The 3,525-nt window shown below is 39.1% G+C and carries 5 protein-coding genes and 1 pseudogene; 3 read left to right on the forward strand and 3 right to left on the reverse strand.

Annotation, left to right across the window (positions count from 1 at the left end):
• From ACERCF_RS12350 to ACERCF_RS12360, 3 genes and pseudogenes are all read left to right on the forward strand, one after another.
• Positions 1 to 947: hypothetical protein (locus ACERCF_RS12350; protein ID WP_373625767.1), on the forward strand; the 947-nt coding region annotated here is incomplete at its 5' end.
• A 238-nt stretch (positions 948 to 1,185) separates the two neighbouring features.
• A pseudogene (locus ACERCF_RS12355) lies at positions 1,186 to 1,449 on the forward strand (type II toxin-antitoxin system RelE/ParE family toxin); the annotation flags it as partial.
• A gap of 2 nt (positions 1,450 to 1,451) precedes the next feature.
• On the forward strand, positions 1,452 to 1,754 hold the full coding sequence (locus ACERCF_RS12360) for an addiction module antidote protein (RefSeq protein ID WP_373612189.1): 303 nt from the start codon (positions 1,452 to 1,454) through the stop codon (positions 1,752 to 1,754).
• 49 nt (positions 1,755 to 1,803) lie between these two features.
• Here ACERCF_RS12360 and ACERCF_RS12365 read toward each other — a convergent pair whose 3' ends face one another.
• The 3 genes from ACERCF_RS12365 to ACERCF_RS12375 form a co-directional block, all read right to left on the reverse strand.
• Positions 1,804 to 2,157, reverse strand: a complete 354-nt coding sequence (locus ACERCF_RS12365; RefSeq protein ID WP_373612190.1) for a type II toxin-antitoxin system PemK/MazF family toxin — start codon at positions 2,155 to 2,157, stop codon at positions 1,804 to 1,806.
• Positions 2,157 to 2,414 carry an AbrB/MazE/SpoVT family DNA-binding domain-containing protein gene (locus ACERCF_RS12370; protein WP_373612191.1) on the reverse strand — a complete coding sequence of 86 codons (258 nt, stop codon included), beginning with the start codon at positions 2,412 to 2,414 and terminating at the stop codon, positions 2,157 to 2,159. The genes ACERCF_RS12365 and ACERCF_RS12370 overlap by 1 nt, the downstream gene beginning before the upstream one ends.
• A gap of 175 nt (positions 2,415 to 2,589) precedes the next feature.
• Positions 2,590 to 3,525, reverse strand: a 936-nt coding sequence (locus ACERCF_RS12375) for a hypothetical protein (protein WP_373625768.1), incomplete at its 5' end; no start/stop codon positions are given.

Here is a 3,525-nt window from a genome sequence, read left to right on the forward strand (position 1 = left end):
ACGAGTTTGGTCGTGATAAAGTCATTCGCAACTACCAAGCAGATGGTACGTTAATTTGGAAACGAGAGTATGAATATGATGAGTACGGTTATCAAACTAAAGTGACTAACTATTCATCTGAAACTGAGAAGAGCTTTATTAATCATTACACGAGAGATGAGTTTGGTCGAGTTAAAACAGTCTATGAAGACAAAAATGCCAACGGTATCTATGATGTTGGCGATTTGAAACAAACCCTCATCTACGACCAAAACCTGAATAGCAATTACGCTGAGCGAATCGATGAATGGGTAAATGCAGATGGTGCTTCAGGCAAAAATCATAACTACTACAAGTATAATGAGTTTGGCAGACGATTGACTAACTATGCTGATAGAAACGACAACAAGACGTTAGATGGCGATGAAGTATTGAACAAATACTCTTATATAGGCAACACAAATCTTTTTGATATTATTGAGGATTATCGTGGAGGAGATAAACAAGAGCATCTGTATCAAATACGGAAGTTTATTTACCAAGATGCAGGTATTAGCGGTACACACATTGCTCACTTATCCGAAAATGTTGCCAAATCTGACGCTACTTTAGTCTATGGTACAGAAGGCTTTCACTATTCAACCAAAGATGACTACACCTCTGAAAAATGGCGTGCGTTATTGGATAATTACGAAAACAAAATTATCCAAATCAACCTAACCAATGCAAGAGCAAGTACAGACATCACGGTTGATAACGATGTTATCGCTAAAATCAGCAAGAATGCTACTTTCACGATTAACGGCGACAGCACCGACACAGTGAGATTGAAAGACAATACCGATTTCACTAAGTTGGACGCAACCGTAAAACGTGGCAGCAACGATTACGCACAATACACCACCGAAGTGGACGGTCAGCAATATACTTTATTGATTGATACCGACATCAACGTAGTATTGGCGTAGTATTGGAGTAGTCTCAGCCCTCTACAAGCGGTCATTTTTTGCTGAAAATTTGCAAAACACCGCTTAAGATAAAACAAAACCTGCTACCGATTGGTAGCAGGTTTTTTTGTTATTAGATTAGCTTATATAGATAAAAGCATTGCCTTTTTGTAATGCTAACATTACAATTTAGTTGTTGGGGAGGGGAATAATGTATCTAATAGAACAAACAGAAGAATTTAAGTAGTGGCTAGACAAACTAAAAGATCCCCTAGCTAAAATTACTATCATTAGACGCTTGGAGCGAGCCAAATCAGGCAATTTTGGCGACTGTAAAGCATTGGGCGATGGTGTAATGGAAATGCGGATAATGATAAATAAAGGCTATCGGCTTTATTATGCCCAAAAAGGCAAGACGATTTATCTGATTATTCAGGGTGGACACAAAGATAGCCAAGAAAAAGATATTGCAACAGCCAAAACATTCTGGCGAAATTATCAACAATTGCAACAAGGAGAATAGTTATGCAACATACTGAATTTAAAGGGGAAATATCAACCTTTGATGCGGCGGAATATTTAAAAAGCGATGAGCTTATTGCCCTTTACTTAGCTGAAGTATTGAAAGATGGCGATGAAGAAGAATTTATCCAAGCCTTAAATACGATTGCGAGGGCTAAAGGGATGAACGAACTCGCCAAGAAAGCGAATATAGCTAGAGAAAGTTTATACCAAACTCTATCAAGCAAAAAACCTCGTTTTGAGAGCATTGTGAAAATCTTAGCTGCTCTTAATATTGAGCTTGTACCAACCGTTAAAGCGGCTTAGTTTAAACAAAAACCTGCTACCAATCGGTAACAGGTTTTTTATGTTCTAATCAATCCTTTAAAATCGCCTCTACAATATCTTGTACTTCGGAAAGAATATAGTGAGGGACGCTTTCCACCTTTTTCGCTCTTCGACTAATAAAATCAATGACCCTTGTTTGATAAGCCACAATAACGCCTTGTGTTTCACAGCCTGTACCACTTAGAGTAACGGCGAAGCTATTTTCACGGGCTAACGCTGCATTACCTTGTGTAATGGGAGCTATCATCATAAAGCCTAAATTGTGAAATTCGCTGTCGCTTAAAACCAACGCAGGGCGGCGTTCGCCCTCAATTTCTTTACCTACCACAGGGTTTAGGCATATTGTAATGATATCGCCTCGTTTAAACTGACTTCGTTTCATTAGATTTCATTCCCTGTTGGCTCAAGTAAATCCCATTCTTCGCACGCTGGGAGCGTTTTAGTTGAGGTCATTGCAATTCGCTCTGCTAACGTAAGCCGCTGCCTTTTTACGGGAGGAACAACAACCAGTTTTATTGTTTGATGGTCAATTTGAGTTAATTCTAGAAAATCGCCTGTTTCTAAATTCATTAAATGAGCAAAATCTTTCGGCAAACGAACAGCTTTGCTATTGCCCCACTGTTTAACTTGTACTCTCATTGTCTTCCTTACTTTTGTATCATTGAATGATACATTGGATTTTACAATAAGTGAGAGATTTATCAATATAAAAAAACCACCTTACAGAAAAATCTATAAGGTGGTTTGAGTTAAAGTCAGCAGTCATTTTTTTGCAAATTTTCAGCAAAAAATGATCGCTTGTAGAGGGCTGAGACTACGCCAATACTACGTTGATGTCGGTGTCAATCAATAAGGTGTATTGCTGACCGTCCACCTCTGTTTGGTATTGCTCGTACTCTTGTCTGCCTCTTGTCACATTATCGAGTTGGGTAAACTCGGTGTTGTCTTTCAGGCGGATAGTATCGGTTGCATCACCGTTTACGACTAACTCGGATTTTGTGAGTTTCGCAAGCACGTTGTTATCCAGCGTAATGTCGGTTTGGTAGTTGGCATTAGACATATTCAGTGTCTTAATTGTCCCGCCTACTGCCTTAAATAATGCTTCATAATGGCTTTCGGTAAAATCTTCGGTAGAAGAGCGTACTGTGCCACCGTAGCCGCCATAGATTAAGCTATAGTAGACTTTATCTGCACCGGCATAGAAGCTGGCAATAGCCGAGTTATTATTACTGTAATGCAGTTTTTGCAAATTCACTAACGATTTACCCGAATAGATTTCACTCACATCTATCAAGGATGTATCGCCCACAAATGAGATTTGTGAATTTCTTTCACCCTCATCAATTTGATTGTTTCTATTGGTATCTGAATGAGTGAAATTCCGTCTGCCAAAACCATCATAACCCCAAATGGTGTAAACTTCCGGTCTGCCGTCTGCATAGGATTGAAGCTGGGAGATGATGTTTCCTTGCGGTGTATCATCACGAACACTGATAATAACGGTATCCAAATCGTTATAGATACCATCCCCGTTCCAATCCACTTGGTTTTCAATTTCTAAGCCTCTTGCATCGCGGGTATAGTTATTCACACGGGTTATTTGCCCATCTGTACCAAAGATAGTATGTTTAGAAATATTGCCATAAACATCTCGTTCATTTATGTAATGGCTTTCCAAATCGCCAGAGGCATTTGAATAAGTTTTAATTTCGCCATCACGCCCGAAAACATCACGCTCATAAGTAACATA

The sequence above is a fragment of the Mannheimia kashgarensis genome, from assembly GCF_041807705.1.
Lineage (GTDB): Bacteria > Pseudomonadota > Gammaproteobacteria > Enterobacterales > Pasteurellaceae > Mannheimia.

Coding starts and splice junctions, on each gene's coding strand:
- ACERCF_RS12360 (WP_373612189.1), top strand. CDS start 1,452: ATGCAACATACTGAATTTAAAGGGGAAATATCAACCTTTGATGCGGCG.
- ACERCF_RS12365 (WP_373612190.1), bottom strand. CDS start 2,157: ATGAAACGAAGTCAGTTTAAACGAGGCGATATCATTACAATATGCCTA.
- ACERCF_RS12370 (WP_373612191.1), bottom strand. CDS start 2,414: ATGAGAGTACAAGTTAAACAGTGGGGCAATAGCAAAGCTGTTCGTTTG.